Origin of the sequence: Exiguobacterium marinum DSM 16307 (assembly GCF_000620845.1) — a bacterium.
In the GTDB taxonomy this organism is placed as follows: Bacteria; Bacillota; Bacilli; order Exiguobacteriales; family Exiguobacteriaceae; genus Exiguobacterium; species Exiguobacterium marinum.
The window spans coordinates 809137-825080 of record NZ_KK211189.1 but is presented as its reverse complement, the minus strand read 5'-3'; the positions used below and the strand labels follow the sequence as shown (position 1 = coordinate 825080).

The window sequence follows — 15944 nt, the reverse complement described above, 5'->3', positions numbered from 1 at the left end:
AGCGAGAAGAGTCTCTCCTCGCCCTCTATTTCGTGTTCGTCTCTTAGTTCTGAACCATTTCTTCAGCAACTTCGACAGTCCCTTCAATACGCTCGATGTCTGCACCGAGTGCTTGAAGTTTCTTGTGGAAGTCGACGTATCCACGGTCGATATGATATAAATCACCAACGCGTGTCTCTTTTTCTGCGATGAGACCTGCGAGAATAAGTGATGCTCCAGCACGAAGGTCAGTTGCAACGACCTCTGCTCCTTGAAGGCCTACGCCTCCTTTGACGATTGCTGAACGTCCTTCAATCTTAATATCCGCATTCATGCGACGGAACTCTTCCACGTGCATGAAACGATTCTCGAACACCGTTTCCGTAATGACAGATGTGCCACCTGCTTTCAAGACGAGTGCCATCATTTGCGATTGCATATCTGTCGGGAATCCAGGGTGTGGCATTGTCTTCACATCAACCGGCTTCAACTCATCCGGTGCTGAGACACGCATGCCTTCAGCAGTATCCTCGAAACGAACACCCATCTCTTCCATTTTTGAAATGAGTGGACGAAGATGTTCACGTTCTGCGCCGATGACTTCGATGTCACTTCCTGTAATCGCGCCGGCGACGAGGAATGTACCTGCTTCGATGCGATCAGGAATGATTGAGTGCTCTGCGCCGCGGAGTGCTTCCACACCTTCGATGCGAATCGTTTCTGTACCTGCACCGCGTACGTGTGCGCCCATTCCGTTCAAGAAGTTCGCAAGGTCTACGATTTCAGGTTCTTTTGCAACGTTCTCGATGATGGTTGTGCCTTCTGCGAGCACAGCAGCCATCATGATGTTCTCAGTCGCACCAACAGATGGGAAGTCCAAGTAAATCTTAGCACCCTGAAGGCGACCTTCTACAGAGGCTTCTACGAATCCGTTCCCGATGACCGTCTTCGCACCCATCGCTTCGAATCCTTTTAAATGGAGGTCAATTGGACGTGAGCCGATCGAGCATCCGCCTGGCATCGCTACACGAGCATGACCAAGACGAGCGAGAAGAGGTCCCATGACGAGGATTGAAGCACGCATCTTACGGACGTACTCAAGCGGTGCTTCATCTTTGATGTTGCCCGACGCATCGACAGTTACTTCATTCTTTTCTTCATTGAACGATACCTCTGCACCGAGGTGACGAAGTACTTTATTAATCGTGTACACGTCAGCAAGACGTGGTACATTTTGTAAGATTGACTTTCCTTCGCTAGCTAATAGAGTGGCAACCAATGTTTTTAGTACGGCGTTTTTTGCTCCCTCAACGCGTACAGTACCTGACAGTTTACGTCCTCCACGGACTACAATCAAATCCTTCATATCTCTCTTTGTCCTCCAACTTCGTTGTTTTTTTATATAATGCGTCGTGATCCGTTTCCGGATGTGATGATGTCGATTATTAGAATGGTTTGTAAAACGTGATGGTTTTTCATTTCACAAAAATGAAATAAATAAATGCAAACGAAATGAAAACGCATCATGTCAGACGAATTTATCCTACATGATATTCATATAGGAGTCGTTACAGCAGGATTACAGTTTGTTAAATATTCTGCGACTACTGTATAGGTGCGAGCGCCTGCGCCAATCGGATATACTCCAAAAAGAACTGGGCAATCAGTGAACCGAAGACGACAGCTACGAGAACACGCAAAACTGCTGCTTGCGGACTCTTCACTTGATTGAGCAACTTATCCCATTTGACGGGTAAGAGGGCCCACCAAGCGACGTAAATCGCTATAACGTAAATCGCTAGCGAAAATACGGTATTGATCATCGACAATTCCCCTCTTTTCTAAAATTCGTACCATTTTTAATCATATCATGTCATGTTAGAGAAAAAAAGACTCAGTGTCTCAAGCTTCGAGCGGTTTGAACCATTCGACCAACTCACTTTCTCTACAAGCACACCAAAAAGGACGTCATCAGCAGTAAGGTCTTACTACATTAATTGACGCCCCTCATATATTTCAAACATCATTCATCGGGTTCGTCAAGGCTACGTGACCAACGAATTGCTTCGACATAATATTGAGACCAATCTGAATTTGTGTTATGAATAGGAATTGTCAACTTTTCATAGGCGATGACTTCTTCGAGTAACACTCGTAACCCATTCTGTTCCCCAAGGAGCGCAGCCTTCACAAAAGGCGCTACCGGCAACTCAACAATCAACGCTTGCATCGATTCATCCAAAATGACATCGAGTGATGAGAAAATCCCGGTAATAAACGCATCAAACGGTGATACATCATCTAACGTATCCTCTGCAATCAATTCCATCATCTTGCCACGAATAACGCTCTGTTTAATTAATTCTTTTGACTCAGACGTTTGCATCTCCCGAAGTAACATCAAATACGACCACCGCTTCAACTCATCCAATCCGATTCGCGCGACGGCTTGTTCGATCGATTGAATCGTGCGACGACCTTTTTGATACACCGTATTGACCGTACGGAGCATCTTATAGGATAAGTCGACACTTCGCTCGATTTGCGCTGAAATGCGCTGGAAACTCGGTTCCGGACGATCGAGCTCTTTTAACATTTCAATGAGCGTATGACGCAACGGATGAACTTCAGCCCCGTGAACAACAATCGGACGACTGAAGAAGTAGCCTTGAAACATTTTATAACCTAATCGTTTCGCAATCTCGTACTCTGCCGGTGTCTCGATTTTTTCCGCTAAAAATTCAACCCGATGTCCAAGTGCATCAATCAATTTTTGTTGTTGATCCACTGGTGTCGCTTGATAATCGATTTTGATGATGTCGGCTAATCCGATCAATGGCCGATACTTCTCCTCAAACACGAAATCATCAAGTGCAATCGTATACCCTTGACGTCTCAATGAACGAAGAGCATGTAAAACTTTTTCAGTCGGTTCGACATGTTCGAGCACTTCAATGACGAGCGATTGACGAGGTAGCAGTGACGGTACTTCTCCTTCAATCAGCGTCTGAGGAAAGTTGATAAATGCACGTGTTCCCTCCGTCAACTCCCGAAAATTAAAGACGAGATATGCGTTATGGATGACATCGGCCGTCGCTAACGAATCATCGACATTTTCAAAGATATTATTTTCGCTGCGGCGATATAACAATTCATAGCCGCAAACACGTAATTGTTGATCAAAAATCGGTTGTCGCGCAACGTAAACTTTCATCCTTTAATCTCCTTTGCAATCATTCCCACTCTTATTATCGGTCTTCTTCCACATATTTTATACTAGTCATGTCATTTAGAAGCACGACAAAAGACCCATCTTTTACACAAACAAAAAAACTCCCACACTTTCGTGTGAGAGTCATGATTATTCATTGATATCGCGAATGCTCAAGCGGTTGATCGCTTTTTTAAGCGCAAGCTCCGCACGACGGAATTCGAGTTCTGAGAGCTTTGAGTCTTGAAGACGACGCTCGGCCCGAACTTTCGCCGCAGAAGCGCGGTCATAGTCAATCTTATCCGCCATTTCGGCTGTTTCAGCTAAGATCGTCACCGTATCGGGACGAACTTCCATGAAACCACCGCTGATTGCGATCAGCGTGCGTCCACCATCTTCGTGGCGCAGTTTGAGGACTGAGACGTCGAGTGGTGTCACCATCGGGATGTGCTTCGGTAAAATACCAAGCTCACCAGTGACCGATTTGGCGATGACCATTCGTGCGTCCCCTTCAAAGGCTGCACCATCTGGGGTGACGACGTTGACGTGAACAGTATTCATCGTCTAGTTTCCCCCTTCCGCGTAGGTCTTAGACCAACGTCTTCGCTTTTTCGATGACGTCTTCGATTGGACCGACGAGACGGAATGCATCTTCAGGGAGATCATCGTGTTTACCTTCGAGGATCTCTTTGAAGCCACGAACTGTCTCTTTGACTGGTACGTACGAACCTTTTTGGCCTGTAAACTGCTCAGCCACGTGGAAGTTTTGTGATAAGAAGAACTGAATACGACGTGCACGGTGAACCGTGAGTTTGTCGTCTTCAGACAACTCGTCCATCCCAAGGATTGCGATGATGTCTTGAAGTTCTTTATAGCGTTGAAGCGTCTGCTGCACGTCACGTGCTACCGCATAATGCTCTTTTCCGACGATGTCAGGTGAAAGGGCACGTGATGTTGAAGCGAGTGGGTCAACGGCTGGGTAAATCCCCATCTCTGAAAGACGACGCTCAAGGTTCGTTGTTGCATCAAGGTGAGCGAACGTTGTCGCTGGAGCCGGGTCCGTATAGTCATCGGCCGGTACATATACCGCTTGAATCGATGTAACTGATCCTTTGGCAGTCGATGTAATCCGCTCTTGAAGCATACCCATTTCAGTAGCAAGTGTCGGCTGGTAACCTACCGCCGATGGCATACGTCCGAGAAGGGCCGAAACTTCCGAACCTGCTTGTGTGAAACGGAAAATGTTATCGACGAAGAGAAGAACGTCTTGTCCCTGCTCGTCACGGAAGTATTCCGCCATTGTCAAACCAGTCAAGGCAACACGAAGACGTGCGCCTGGTGGTTCGTTCATCTGCCCGAATACCATCGCTGTTTGCTTGATAACTCCTGAGTCCGTCATCTCGTGGAACAAGTCATTTCCTTCACGTGTACGCTCACCGACTCCTGCGAATACAGAAATCCCGCTGTGCTCTTGCGCGATGTTGTTGATGAGTTCCTGGATGAGAACGGTCTTCCCTACACCGGCACCACCGAAGAGTCCGATTTTACCACCTTTGATATAAGGTGCGAGAAGGTCGACGACTTTGATCCCTGTTTCAAGGATTTCAACTTTCGTTGACAATTCGTCGAATGTTGGCGCTTGACGGTGAATCGGTGCACGAAGCACGTCAGCTGCCACTTCTTTATCATCGATTGGGTTACCAAGAACGTTGAAGACACGTCCAAGTGTCATTTCTCCAACCGGTACCGAAATCGGTGAGCCTAAGTCAAGTACTTCCATACCGCGGCGAACGCCGTCAGTTGAGTCCATCGCAATCGTACGGACCGTGTCGTCACCAAGGTGAACAGCTACTTCGAGCGTCAAGTCGACACTAACATCTTCTGCCGTCGCTGCCACGTGAGTGACTTTGAGAGCATTGTAGATGTTCGGTAAGTGGTTGTCGAACTTCACGTCGATAACTGGGCCCATGACTGCGACTACGCGGCCTTTCATGCCGTATTCGTTCATCGTGTTAGCCTCCTACAATCTAGAGGGCGCGCGCTTATTCCAGCGCCGCCGCACCTCCGACAATCTCTGTGATTTCTTGTGTGATCGCTGCTTGACGCGCGCGGTTGAATTTGAGTTTGAGTCCGCGAATGAGCTCATCCGCATTATCCGTCGCATTCGACATCGCCGTCATCCGGGCTGCGTGCTCTGATACTTTCGCATCGAGCAATGCGCCGTAGATGAGTCCTTCCGCATAACGTGGGAGGAGCGCCGCTAAGATCGTTTCTTCTTCTGGTTCGTATTCATACATCACATTGGATGCGGACTGTTCGATATCCCCGAGCGGGAGCAATTGTTGAATCTTCACTTCTTGGCTGATGACCGAGATGAATGAATTGAAGCAGAGCTTCAATTCATCAATCTCGCTCTCGCTGAAGGCACCAACCGTCTGTTTGACGATTTCTGTGACTTCAACAAAAGTTGGTTGGTCGTTTAGCCCTGTCATCGCGCTATACACCGGAATGTTGCGTGACTTGAAGAACTGGACACCGACTTTTCCGATTACATAAAGACGATACTCATCTGTTGATGCGTGCTTGTCTTTCAGTTCACGGTACACGTCACGCAAGACACTGGCGTTATATCCGCCTGCGAGTCCACGGTCTGACGTGATGACGATATAACCAGTCCGTTTGACGGGACGTACTTGAAGCATCGGGTGTGTCGCGCCTGATGTACCACCGGCGATCGACGAGATGACTTCTTCCAACTTTTCCATGTACGGTTTGAAGTTGGCGTTGTTCCCTTGGGCCCGGTTCAACTTCGACGCCGACACCATGTTCATCGCTTTCGTGATTTGCTTCGTGCTTTGGGTCGAGGTGATCCGCATCTGGATCTCACGTAATGATGCCATTTCGATTCACCACCTTAATAGACGCTCGTCACCGGATTAAACCGATGGCGAGAACGTCTTTTTGAATTCCGTAATTGCATCGACCATTGCCTCGTCTGAAGGAAGGTTTCCTGTCTGACGGATTTCACGGCAGAGGTCTTTACGGTTTTGGTCGAGCCATGCGTTCATTTCTGTTTCAAAACGACGAATGTCTTCGACTGGGATGTCATCGAGATGACCTTTCGTGAGTGCGTAGATGATGATAACTTGCTTGTCTACTGAAAGCGGTTCGTTCAAGTCTTGTTTCAAGACTTCAACCGTACGCTGACCACGGTTCAACTTTGCTTGCGTCGCTTTATCGAGATCTGACCCGAACTGTGCGAACGCTTCAAGCTCACGGTATGATGCGAGGTCAAGACGAAGTGTACCAGCAACTTTCTTCATCGCCTTCACCTGAGCCGAACCACCAACACGTGATACTGAAAGACCGGCGTTAATCGCTGGACGTACCCCAGAGAAGAAGAGGTCCGACTGAAGGAAAATCTGACCATCCGTGATCGAAATAACGTTTGTCGGAATATATGCTGAGATATCCGATGCTTGTGTCTCGATGAACGGAAGTGCTGTCAATGAACCACCGCCGAGTTCGTCGTTCAACTTCGCCGCACGCTCAAGAAGGCGTGAGTGGAGGTAGAAGACATCCCCTGGGTAGGCTTCGCGGCCTGGAGGACGGCGGAGAAGGAGCGAGAGCTCACGGTAAGCTGCCGCTTGTTTCGAGAGATCATCATATACGACGAGGACGTGTTGTCCACGGTCCATGAAGTACTCACCCATCGATACCCCTGCGAATGGTGCGAGGTAAAGAAGTGGTGCCGGCTGTGATGCCGATGCCGAAACAACGATTGTATAGTCGAGCGCGCCGTTTTGACGAAGCGTCTCTACTACGCCACGTACAGTCGATTCTTTCTGACCGATAGCAACGTAAATACAAATCATATTTTCTTCTTTTTGGTTGATGATTGTATCGATCGCAACCGATGTTTTACCTGTTTGACGGTCACCGATGATGAGCTCACGCTGACCACGACCGATTGGAACGAGGGCGTCAATCGCCTTAATTCCTGTTTGAAGTGGTTCGTGAACTGATTTACGTGCCATAACGCCATAAGCTTTACGCTCAATCGGGTTATAGTTGTCGGTCACGATTGGTCCTTGACCATCGATTGGTTGTCCGAGCGGGTTCACGACACGTCCGAGGAGTGCTTCACCAACTGGAACTTCCATGATGCGACCTGTACGTTTGACAGAGTCGCCTTCTTTGATGCCTTTGTAATCGCCAAGGATGATAATCCCGACGTTACCTTCTTCTAAATTTTGCGCCAAGCCCATTACGCCGTTAGAGAACTCTACGAGTTCCCCCGCCATAACGTTATCGAGTCCGTGTGCACGAGCGATACCGTCACCTACTTGAATGACTGTACCTGTCTCACTGACTTCGATTTCAGAACCGTACGAAGCGATTCGTTCTTTTAGCAGGGCGCTGATTTCTTCAGCTTTGATTGTCATTGAATTCACCCCTATTTCTTACGCATTCAACAATTCACGCTCAAGGCGTGTAAGTTTCGTTTCGATCGTATCATCGTACGTCGTGTATCCGACCTGGACACGGAGTCCACCGATGACTTCTTCATCGACGACGTTCTTCAATTGGAGCGTCTTCCCAAGCTTCTCTCCAAAGACGAGTTCGACGTCTTTCAAGTCTGTTGCCGACAACGGGAAGGCGCTTGTGACAATACCCTCTGCAATCCCACGGTAGTCGTTGATGAAATCGCGGACGTAACGTGGCAATGCGCGAACCTCTGCCGCACGGTCGTTCTCGACCATGACGAGAAGTGTGTTCACGACAATCGCCGTCATATCACCAAAGCTGTCTTTTAAAAGTTGTGCAAGCTCGCTGTCACTGACTGCCGGATTTGTTAAGAGATCCATGAGTTCAGGAGTCGCGTGGAGCACTTCATCGAGCAGACGCACTTCCGCTTCGACTTGGTCGAGCGTGCCTTGTTCCCGCGCTAAGTCGAAGAGCGCTTTGGCATAGCGTTTTGCTAATGATGCGTTCATCAGTTCGCACCTTTCGCTTTAGACAGGAAGTCTGTGACGAGGGCACGTTGTTTCGCTTCATCGCCTTTAAGGTCTGATTGAAGGACGTGGCGTGCTGCCGAGAGCGCCTGTGTGACGACTTCGGTTTGAAGGGATTGTTTCGCAAGCTCACGCTCGCGCTCAATCGCTTTCTCTGCCTCGATTTTAATTTGTTCGGATTCCAAACGCGCCTGCTCCACCAAGCGTGCTTGTTCCGCTTCTGCTTGTCGACGGCTTGCATCGAGCATTTCTTTCGACTCTGTACGTGCCGCACTAAGTGCATCACGTTGTTCGACGACATAGTTTTCCGCATCTTTGCGGCTCTTTTCAGCGAGTTCAATTTCGTTCGCTACATACTCTTCACGCTGTCTCATCATTCCAAGGAGTGGTCCCCAAGCAAATTTCTTCAACAGGGCCAAGAGTACGAGGAATGTGAAAATTGTAAAGATCATATCCAGAATGCGGAGGCCTTCGCCGCCAGCACCAGCTGCAATCATCATCGTATCCATGCATACCCTCCTCTTGACTAAATAAGTGAGGGAGACGTGCTCCCTCTTATGCTATTCTCGTTAACTCGAAATCAAGAGTTGAGGAGAAGGAAACCGACAGCCACACCGATGATTGGGAGGGCCTCAACCAAACCGATACCGATGAACATCGTTTGACGAAGTTCGTTTTTGAGTTCTGGTTGACGTGCTTGTCCTTGTACTGTTCCGTATACGATCAAACCGTTACCGATACCAGCTGCGAGTGCTCCAAGTCCGATAACAAGTGCTGTTGCGAGAAGATTGAGTTGTTCCATTGTGTATATTCCTCCTAAAAGTTAAGTAAATAATTTGATTGTAACGCTTTGGCGAGATGTCCGAATTAATGTTCGGCCGAAGCTTTGTGCCCGATGTACACCATTGCAAGCGTCAGGAAAATGTAGGATTGGATAACCCCGATAAAGATTGAAAAACCTTGCCATAGAATCATTGGGAAGACCGCAAAGATTGCGCCGAGCGGGTTAAGTGCTCCTTCGGCTGTAATCGCGAGTCCCAAGATGATGGTAATCATGATTTCACCGGCAAAGATGTTACCGTATAGACGCAAACCGAGCGTCAACGTGTTTGCAAACTCCTCAATCAATTTGATCGGAAGCAAGAACCAGACTGGTTTCACGAACTCCGCCGAATAGTGTTTCAACCCGTGTAGCTTCACCCCATAATAGTGCGACATTGCAACGACGAGTGTCGACAACGCCAAGGTTACGTAAGGATCGGCCGTCGGTGAGTTGAACCACAGATAGTGTCCGGAAATGACGTTAAACGGTAGACCCATCAAGTTTGAGAAGAGAATGAACAAAATCAACGTCATCCCAAATCCGATAAAGCGGCCACCTGTCTTCCAGTCCATCGCACTTGCGATGATTCCACGTACGAACTCTGCGAAGAATTCCATGAAGTTTTGTTTGCCAGTCGGCTTCATAGCCAAACGTCTTGTCCCCCAGATGGCGAATGCGAAGACGAGTAAAGCTGCTATTAGCACTGTAATGACGTTCGTCCAGCTCCCGTATAACGTATAGTCCCCAAAGTGCAGAGAATATGTGGGAAACTCATGACCCATTAATATTCACCTCTTTTCCTGCTGAGCTGGGCAAGTGTAAACTCGCCAAATTGTATGATGTGGCCGGCGATTAGACCAGTTACCACCGCTATGACGGACACCCGATCCTCGTAGAGAAGACCGACTATCACTGCTAACGCACCGACCGCCATTCTTGAAACGGTCCCATGCGACTTTGGTCGTCGTCCATGCTCGATGACGTCATACATGCGAATGACGCTTCGATTCTGCATATGTAGAATAATGAGACTTCCGACCCCGCCGATGAACAACCCGAGAAATACGGCTTTATACATCGGGATGATGAGGGCGCCAATCAACAAAATCGCAAACCAGACGGTAAACCATTTCGTATAACGCTTCATCAATTCTTTCTGCGCTTTTCTGTCTGCTTGAATCGTATTCATTCGTCCTCTCCTGTCAATAAACTCCGAAGGGTGAGAACTAGCGCCGTAATCCCGAACACGAGTCCGAGGATAATCGACACATTCCAACCAAACGTGCCCCAAAATTCACGTCTTTCGCCGTACTGTCCGACGAGATAACCAATGACGATCGGTCCGGCAAGTGCTGTCGAGATTTGTGAAGCGAGCGAGGCGTAGGATAGATAACGATTGTCTTTTTTCGCCATCTGAATCCTCCTTTCGAGCATTACGTGATCCTCTGTTCTTCACTAATTCACACTCGCGTGACCATCAAAAGTCACACAAGTTCAGAGTAATAGAAATGGCATAAGAAGTCAATGGATTTCACAATTATAAAAGCGCTTTAAATCAAGTCATATCAATAGTTTTACGCACTTCATAAACTAAATGACTACTGCTCTTTTTTAAGAAAGTGTGAAGAAACGTTGAAATAAAAATGTTGACTTTATAACATTTCACAAAAGGAATCAGATGAAGAATAGTTCAGTTATACCCCCACGTTTTGGAAAATTCAATCCGTAAGCGTTTACGTTCACAAAGAGTTACGAAACGACTGGCATTTTTATTTTGAAATCGTTTTCAACGTCCTGTATCAGTATACCGAGGAAGTTTTTCCCGTGTCGAGCGATTTTACCCATTTTTTTGTGAGGAATCTCATTGTTCTCAGCATGTACATGTTTCCCGCGTTTCCAGAACTAAAATAGCGGTATACTTTTAAATATGAAGGAACAGCATGTTACCATCTCATATGATGATTCTCACCATCTTATTTTGTGTCTATTTCGTGACAATGACAGATGATAAGTAACCTTTATAGCACTCATGAAAAAAGCGAAAATCGCACAGGCGACTCTCGCTTCATTTTTATTTTGTACCAAACAAACGGTCACCCGCATCCCCAAGTCCAGGAACGATATAACCGTGATCATTTAACTTTTCATCGAGTGCCGCGAGATAAATCTCCACATCCGGATGTTCTGCTTGCACACGTTCTACGCCTTCTGGTGCAGCACAAAGACAAGCCAACTTGATGGACTTCGCTCCGTGCTTTTTAAGTGAAGCGATAGCATCGGCAGCCGAACCGCCTGTTGCGAGCATCGGATCGACGACGATGAAGTCGCGTTCCGTCACGTCTGTCGGAAGTTTCAAGTAGTATTCATGTGGCTCAAGTGTTTCTGGATCGCGATAGAGACCGATGTGACCGACTTTTACGTTCGGCATCATTTTGAGGAACCCATCCACCATACCAAGTCCTGCACGTAAAATTGGGACGATTCCCAATTTCTTGCCGGCAATCATTTTTTGAGTCGAAACAGAGACCGGTGTCTCGATTTCTACGTCTGTCAGGGGTAGGCTACGCGTGATTTCGTATGCCATAAGTGAAGAAACTTCGTCAACGAGTTCACGGAACTGCTTCGTCCCCGTCTCGACTTTACGCATAATCGTCATTTTGTGCTGAATCAAAGGATGGTCATAAACATGTACTTTTCCCATCTTGCTTCACTCCTCTCTCATTCTCTCTCGAGCATTGTACCCTAACTCTCTAGAGATGGGTAGAGTCAACTTCTATTTTGTCAAAGGTCAGACACCCTCACGGTTGATTGACTTTGAAATAGTCATTCGAAGGTAATTCATATGACCTGGACGTTTTTTCGTCGACCAAGTAAAGTTCCGTTTCCGTTTTCCACACGTCAAATGACTGTTCCGTCAATTCTTCATACAGGTGTAACTGTCCGGTCTGAACGGCTGTAGTCGGCATCTCTCGCATCTTTACGTGAAACAGCTCGTCAAACAATTCTTGGGTCTTCGGTCCGTCTAACCAAATGGTATTTTCGTCCGATTCGAAAACGGCCAACCTTGTCTCTCCGTCGGCCGGGCGTGACGACATTTTATTTGTCACCGGGCGACGGACATGACCCCAGATCTCAAGGACAGTGCCGTATGTTTTCGACAGTGCCAATGAAGTCTGTTTCGCCACATCTCCCTCAATCGGTTGATCTGATAAAATAATTCGCTTCATCAGTTCACGATGATCCCCTTCGAGAGAAAGCCCTTCTTCTTTTGTATCAATTTTCATATAAGGAGCCTCATACATACTCGGAAGAACGAGTTGTCTTGGCGATGACTCTTCTCCAAATCGAAGTGCGACACGATTATCGGCTCGCCTCGTCAAAAAGACATACCCTTCATTTTCTCCACTTTTAAACGGGAAGAGTTTCGGCTCGATAATCGGGTCAAGTGTGCGTCCATTCCTGACGGTCTCGAACGTCACATAAATCGCTCCCGTATCTGGTGTCGTGTAGCGAAAAGCCGAATTCGAAATAACCTCTTCATGACTGTCATTCAGGTTGAATACATTAACGATTTGTTTGATGTCGTCGACGCGTTCGAATTCAATCGTCGAAACCACGTCTGACTCTCGAAAGTAGTCTTCGTCGAGCGCTTCAAATTCTTGAATCGGTTTTACGGAAAAAGTTCGCTCCATCAGTTGATTGCTGTTCGAACAAGTGATATATCGCTTATTCCCTGTCGCAAAGTACTTTACGGTTTTAGATCCGAGTACTTCATATAAAGGGTGATGGAATGTTACTTCTGCCACCTTAGCTCTTCGCTTCGGTAAGACATCGGTCGGTTGACGCTCGCAATATGTAAGAATTTGTTTTTTTGTTTGTTCTGATAATGACATCTCAGGTTCTTGCTCAACTCGATAGGAAGACAGAGGACGTAGTTCAATCGCATTCAACGTCTCGGCACCACATCCACTCAACAAGATACAACTGAGAAAGATTCCCCAACACACTCGCATTGATGTCCCCTCCCATTCCCAATTAGGTGAAAAACCCCTAAATTTTTCTTGTACATCATAACATATAACCTATTTTTGTGATGATTTCAGAATTATTACGTTTCTGATGATGCCCCTAAAGCAATTCCATCCTTTTTCTGACTTAACATCTAGCAACCAAAAAAGAACTAATCGATCAAGAGATTAGTTCTTTTCAGTCATTCCATCAGTCGTTTTCTCGCTCATCTTCAGATGAATCATCTTGCTCATACTGGTCGTCCTCTGATTCACGATCTACTTCAATGACTGCTTCCTCTCGATTCAATTCAAGTTTGACGAAGTCTCCGACTCGCGGTGTGTCGTCATCAATTTCAGCACGTGCAGCTAGTGGATACGCTTTATCGGTTCCATCGATATTAATCGTAACTTCTTGACTCGTGAGTTTGACGAGTGTGCCGTAAACGTACCCATCATCGTCGCCACTCTCACGGTCCACTTCTTTCACTTCATCATTTCGATTCAATTCGAGCTTGACCCGGTCCCCAACTCGCGGCGTGTCATCGTCGATTTCATGTGTGGTTGCTAAACGGTATGTGGATTCTTTTCCATTGAAGCTAATGGTGACATCCTCTTTCGACAACTTCACGAGTGTACCGTACAGTGCATAGTCGTCCCCATCCTCCACTTGTGATGATGAATCATCTGATGCGTTACTCGAGTCATCCGGTGTAGCGGAATCACTTGAGTTGTCCGCTGATGGATTGCCGCTCGTTTGGTTGATTGCTTGTGGCTCGATAACCGTGTCCGTCTGATTACCACTAACATAAAATCCAATCCCTACAATTGCCATGACGCCAAGTAAAGCTCCAATGATCCAGCCGATGCGTTTCATGTTATTTCCTCCTCGTTGTGTTCCGTTCTTCTTATTTTCATCATAAGCTTTGTGCGTGAGAGAGCATTTAAGGCTTCATTAAAATTTGATGAGAAAATAAGGAACATTCATCATCGAGTCAGGAAAAATACACTACCATCGGGATCATTCGATATACTTCCAATCGTCCATTCATTCAAGTCCGCCACTTCTTTCGCAATCGCAAGACCGAGACCGCTTCCACTTCGATCTCGTGCTTCATCCAATCGATAAAATCGGTCGAACAGACGATTTCTTATTTCATCTGAAAGGATTGGTCCTCGATCACGTACTTCAATCCGATCACTCTTCAAATGAAGAGTCGTCTCCTCTGCATACTTCAAACTATTATCAATCAAAATGACAAGAATCCGTTGTAACGACTCACGATGACCAAACCAACTGCCCGTCGCTTCGATGGGGAGGTGGACGCCGTGCGACCGTAAAAAACGTTCCGTTAACGATTCCCCGAGTTCAGCTAAATCGATTTCTTCTCGGTCGACCTGTTCGAGTGCCGTGAATCGATTCAATTCGAGCATGGGTTCAATCAAGTCATTTCGCATTTGTCGCGACTCCGTCAAAATATGATCAATCGCTTCGTTGCGCACACCCTCATCTTCTTGTCCCCATCGTTGTAATAACTTCGAATAGCCTTCGATGACGGTCAACGGTGTCTTAAGTTCATGTGAAACATCGGCGACGAAACGGCGTTGTTGCTCCATCGTTCCTTCGACCCGCTCGATCATATGATTGAATCCGTGCGAGAGTGTCGTCACTTCATCCTTTCTGTCATCCACTTCGATCGTCTCTAACTTCCCGGATTTGGTGATGCGTTCCATCGTGTCTGTCAATCGTCGTAACGGTGACAAGCCTTGACGTAAAATCCACCACGTTCCAAAGAATGTCGATATGACTGCAAGGAAAAACATGACAAGAAATATGGTTGCGAGTGCTTGAATCGTGTTGCTCACGGCCCGATCTTGAAAGCCGAACGCTAAGCCGTCGGTCGTTGCGACCACAAACCAGTCATCAATAAGTGCCGGCTCGCCATAATTGATGGGGAATGTCGTCCCATTCGGTACCTCTCCACCGATGATTCCCCACTCTCCGCTTTCTTGGCGTTCCAATACGACACTATCCTTATGGAGCGATAATACGGCATCACTATTCCGGACATCTTCTTCTAAAATATTCAGTGCTTGCAGTAACACGTCAAAGCGCGAATCCACAATCTCTTGACGGGCAACGAACCATGTCACACCAAACGAGATGAAAAGGAGAATCAACATGAATCCTGTCATCGCCCATGCGATTTTTGTTCGTAACATCGGTCACTCACCACGCTTCAACATATAGCCGACACCGCGGACCGTTTGAATCCAGGAACCTGTCAATTTTTTTCGAACATAGCGGACATATACATCCACGACGTTCGTATCACCGAAATAATCAAATCCCCATACTTGTTCGACGAGTTGATCACGTGTCAGCACACGCTCAGGATGTTCTAAAAAGAAAACCAATAGATCAAATTCGCGACGTGTCAAATCGACTTTATTTCCTTCACAATATACTTCATGCCGATTCACATCGATCGTTAATGTCTCATATGTTAACACTAGTTCAGAATGGTCTTGATGAACGAGCTGACGCATGCGCAAAAAAGCTCGAATCCGGGCAAGCACTTCTTCTATTTCAAACGGTTTCGTGATGTAGTCGTCTGCGCCGAGGTCGAGACCGCTCACTTTATCGTAGCGATCTCCTCGAGCTGTCACCATCAGAACCGGGAGCAGAGGTCGCTCTTCTTTCAGACGACGAACCACCTCAAGTCCACTCATCTGAGGCAACATAATATCGAGTAAGACGAGGTCGATGTCATCGGCAAGTGCCCTCTCCAAACCACCACGACCGTCCGTGGCCACGACGACGGCATATCCCGCATGCTTCAACTCCAGCTCTAACAATCGTGCAATCTTCAAATCATCTTCTACGACGAGAATCGTCTGCATCCCGC

The 15944-nt window shown here is 47.1% G+C and carries 18 protein-coding genes; all 18 read right to left on the bottom strand.

Annotated features, from left to right (window positions below; all coding sequences use genetic code 11):
• Positions 1–43 precede the first annotated feature (43 nt).
• The 18 genes from murA to P400_RS0104655 all read right to left on the bottom strand — a co-directional run bounded on the left by murA (position 44) and on the right by P400_RS0104655 (position 15939).
• Entirely contained in the window at positions 44–1345 is a 1302-nt protein-coding gene (gene murA, locus P400_RS0104740; RefSeq protein ID WP_026825098.1) for a UDP-N-acetylglucosamine 1-carboxyvinyltransferase, read from the bottom strand.
• A 238-nt stretch (positions 1346–1583) separates the two neighbouring features.
• The gene (locus tag P400_RS0104735) at positions 1584–1802 is read right to left on the bottom strand and encodes a DUF1146 family protein (RefSeq protein ID WP_084483563.1); all 219 of its coding nucleotides are present in this window, start codon (positions 1800–1802) and stop codon (positions 1584–1586) included.
• 200 nt (positions 1803–2002) lie between these two features.
• On the bottom strand, positions 2003–3193 hold the full coding sequence (locus P400_RS0104730) for an EAL and HDOD domain-containing protein (protein WP_026825096.1): 1191 nt from the start codon (positions 3191–3193) through the stop codon (positions 2003–2005).
• Between the two features lie 147 nt (positions 3194–3340).
• Complete coding sequence (locus tag P400_RS0104725) at positions 3341–3751, bottom strand: F0F1 ATP synthase subunit epsilon (protein WP_026825095.1); 411 nt, start codon at positions 3749–3751, stop codon at positions 3341–3343.
• Positions 3752–3779: 28 nt separating this feature from the next.
• On the bottom strand, positions 3780–5183 hold the full coding sequence (atpD, locus tag P400_RS0104720; RefSeq protein WP_371742778.1) for a F0F1 ATP synthase subunit beta: 1404 nt from the start codon (positions 5181–5183) through the stop codon (positions 3780–3782).
• Positions 5184–5232: 49 nt separating this feature from the next.
• Positions 5233–6090, bottom strand: coding sequence for an ATP synthase F1 subunit gamma (atpG, locus tag P400_RS0104715; protein WP_026825093.1), 858 nt, complete (start codon positions 6088–6090; stop codon positions 5233–5235).
• A gap of 36 nt (positions 6091–6126) precedes the next feature.
• Positions 6127–7635, bottom strand: a complete 1509-nt coding sequence (gene atpA / locus P400_RS0104710; RefSeq protein ID WP_026825092.1) for a F0F1 ATP synthase subunit alpha — start codon at positions 7633–7635, stop codon at positions 6127–6129.
• A gap of 18 nt (positions 7636–7653) precedes the next feature.
• A complete protein-coding gene (locus tag P400_RS0104705; RefSeq protein WP_026825091.1) occupies positions 7654–8187 on the bottom strand; it encodes a F0F1 ATP synthase subunit delta in 534 nt (177 codons plus the stop codon).
• Positions 8187–8714, bottom strand: a complete 528-nt coding sequence (atpF, locus tag P400_RS0104700; protein ID WP_026825090.1) for a F0F1 ATP synthase subunit B — start codon at positions 8712–8714, stop codon at positions 8187–8189. Before atpF ends, P400_RS0104705 begins: the two co-directional genes overlap by 1 nt.
• A gap of 71 nt (positions 8715–8785) precedes the next feature.
• Complete coding sequence (atpE, locus tag P400_RS0104695; protein ID WP_012727360.1) at positions 8786–9007, bottom strand: F0F1 ATP synthase subunit C; 222 nt, start codon at positions 9005–9007, stop codon at positions 8786–8788.
• Between the two features lie 65 nt (positions 9008–9072).
• Positions 9073–9810: a F0F1 ATP synthase subunit A gene (gene atpB, locus P400_RS0104690; RefSeq protein ID WP_026825089.1), complete on the bottom strand. Its 738-nt coding sequence runs from the start codon at positions 9808–9810 to the stop codon at positions 9073–9075.
• On the bottom strand, positions 9810–10217 hold the full coding sequence (locus P400_RS0104685; protein ID WP_026825088.1) for an ATP synthase subunit I: 408 nt from the start codon (positions 10215–10217) through the stop codon (positions 9810–9812). Before P400_RS0104685 ends, atpB begins: the two co-directional genes overlap by 1 nt.
• On the bottom strand, positions 10214–10441 hold the full coding sequence (locus P400_RS0104680; RefSeq protein WP_026825087.1) for a hypothetical protein: 228 nt from the start codon (positions 10439–10441) through the stop codon (positions 10214–10216). Before P400_RS0104680 ends, P400_RS0104685 begins: the two co-directional genes overlap by 4 nt.
• Before the next feature lie 658 nt (positions 10442–11099).
• Positions 11100–11729, bottom strand: coding sequence for a uracil phosphoribosyltransferase (gene upp / locus P400_RS0104675; protein WP_026825086.1), 630 nt, complete (start codon positions 11727–11729; stop codon positions 11100–11102).
• Positions 11730–11826: 97 nt separating this feature from the next.
• Positions 11827–13041 (bottom strand): hypothetical protein, encoded by a 1215-nt coding sequence (locus P400_RS0104670; RefSeq protein WP_026825085.1) that lies wholly within the window; start codon positions 13039–13041, stop codon positions 11827–11829.
• Between the two features lie 205 nt (positions 13042–13246).
• Positions 13247–13912, bottom strand: coding sequence for a hypothetical protein (locus tag P400_RS0104665; protein WP_026825084.1), 666 nt, complete (start codon positions 13910–13912; stop codon positions 13247–13249).
• A 110-nt stretch (positions 13913–14022) separates the two neighbouring features.
• Positions 14023–15258, bottom strand: a complete 1236-nt coding sequence (locus P400_RS0104660; protein WP_026825083.1) for a sensor histidine kinase — start codon at positions 15256–15258, stop codon at positions 14023–14025.
• Between the two features lie 3 nt (positions 15259–15261).
• A complete protein-coding gene (locus tag P400_RS0104655; RefSeq protein WP_026825082.1) occupies positions 15262–15939 on the bottom strand; it encodes a response regulator transcription factor in 678 nt (225 codons plus the stop codon).
• Positions 15940–15944 lie beyond the last annotated feature (5 nt).

What these genes read in the sequence shown, in the direction of transcription:
- P400_RS0104655 (WP_026825082.1), bottom strand. Translation starts at nt 15,939, where the DNA reads ATGCAGACGATTCTCGTCGTAGAAGATGATTTGAAGATTGCACGATTG.
- P400_RS0104680 (WP_026825087.1), bottom strand. Translation starts at nt 10,441, where the DNA reads ATGGCGAAAAAAGACAATCGTTATCTATCCTACGCCTCGCTCGCTTCA.
- murA (WP_026825098.1), bottom strand. Translation starts at nt 1,345, where the DNA reads ATGAAGGATTTGATTGTAGTCCGTGGAGGACGTAAACTGTCAGGTACT.
- atpD (WP_371742778.1), bottom strand. Translation starts at nt 5,183, where the DNA reads ATGAAAGGCCGCGTAGTCGCAGTCATGGGCCCAGTTATCGACGTGAAG.
- P400_RS0104685 (WP_026825088.1), bottom strand. Translation starts at nt 10,217, where the DNA reads ATGAATACGATTCAAGCAGACAGAAAAGCGCAGAAAGAATTGATGAAG.
- P400_RS0104665 (WP_026825084.1), bottom strand. Translation starts at nt 13,912, where the DNA reads ATGAAACGCATCGGCTGGATCATTGGAGCTTTACTTGGCGTCATGGCA.
- P400_RS0104735 (WP_084483563.1), bottom strand. Translation starts at nt 1,802, where the DNA reads ATGATCAATACCGTATTTTCGCTAGCGATTTACGTTATAGCGATTTAC.
- P400_RS0104730 (WP_026825096.1), bottom strand. Translation starts at nt 3,193, where the DNA reads ATGAAAGTTTACGTTGCGCGACAACCGATTTTTGATCAACAATTACGT.
- atpB (WP_026825089.1), bottom strand. Translation starts at nt 9,810, where the DNA reads ATGGGTCATGAGTTTCCCACATATTCTCTGCACTTTGGGGACTATACG.
- atpF (WP_026825090.1), bottom strand. Translation starts at nt 8,714, where the DNA reads ATGGATACGATGATGATTGCAGCTGGTGCTGGCGGCGAAGGCCTCCGC.
- P400_RS0104725 (WP_026825095.1), bottom strand. Translation starts at nt 3,751, where the DNA reads ATGAATACTGTTCACGTCAACGTCGTCACCCCAGATGGTGCAGCCTTT.
- P400_RS0104670 (WP_026825085.1), bottom strand. Translation starts at nt 13,041, where the DNA reads ATGCGAGTGTGTTGGGGAATCTTTCTCAGTTGTATCTTGTTGAGTGGA.
- atpA (WP_026825092.1), bottom strand. Translation starts at nt 7,635, where the DNA reads ATGACAATCAAAGCTGAAGAAATCAGCGCCCTGCTAAAAGAACGAATC.
- atpE (WP_012727360.1), bottom strand. Translation starts at nt 9,007, where the DNA reads ATGGAACAACTCAATCTTCTCGCAACAGCACTTGTTATCGGACTTGGA.
- upp (WP_026825086.1), bottom strand. Translation starts at nt 11,729, where the DNA reads ATGGGAAAAGTACATGTTTATGACCATCCTTTGATTCAGCACAAAATG.
- P400_RS0104705 (WP_026825091.1), bottom strand. Translation starts at nt 8,187, where the DNA reads ATGAACGCATCATTAGCAAAACGCTATGCCAAAGCGCTCTTCGACTTA.
- P400_RS0104660 (WP_026825083.1), bottom strand. Translation starts at nt 15,258, where the DNA reads ATGTTACGAACAAAAATCGCATGGGCGATGACAGGATTCATGTTGATT.
- atpG (WP_026825093.1), bottom strand. Translation starts at nt 6,090, where the DNA reads ATGGCATCATTACGTGAGATCCAGATGCGGATCACCTCGACCCAAAGC.